Below are 537 nucleotides of genomic sequence, written 5' to 3'. Positions count from 1 at the left end.
CTGGCCGCTCTCCCATTCATCGGCCTGGTTGCTCTCGACAGCGAAGCTTCCTGAGTCACGCACAATCACGCGCGTGGCCTCGACCTCACCGCCTGTCGCCGTCAGCAGCAGGTTGTAGTTCTCTGTCACCTGCTGGACCCAACGCCGGCCGCCACTGGCCGTGGCATTCAGCCAGAGATTGTCGAAGGTGTTGATCCAAGCCTGGCCATCTCCACAGGGATTGGCCAGAGTCAGTGGCAATCGATAGCCCCCCACACCGCCGACCAGCGTCAACCCGGCTCCCGTGACGGCATCCTCGATCATCTCGGTCGTTGGCAGGTCAGTCGTCCATACGCGCCACTGGCAGAAGCCGGGGATGCCGGTGCTGCCGTACTCCGGGTGCGTCCAACCGAAGGTCTGCACGTGCTGCCAGAGCCTGGGGAAGCGGTAGCTGGCCTCGATCTCCAGATAGTTGGTGGCAGCCCCCAGCGGCTGCAGGTCAACCTCCACGCTCTCATCCAGCGTCGTGCCCGGGCCGAACACGAAGTGCGGCGTGGC

General features: G+C 64.6%; 1 protein-coding gene. It reads right to left on the bottom strand.

What is annotated here, in order from left to right:
* On the bottom strand, positions 1 to 537 hold a 537-nt coding region (locus J0A65_RS25445), incomplete at both ends, for a hypothetical protein (RefSeq protein WP_206597002.1).

The organism is Bowmanella yangjiangensis (assembly GCF_017255015.1).
Classification (GTDB): domain Bacteria; phylum Pseudomonadota; class Gammaproteobacteria; order Enterobacterales; family Alteromonadaceae; genus Bowmanella; species Bowmanella yangjiangensis.
This window is presented reverse-complemented; position numbering and strand designations above follow the sequence as displayed.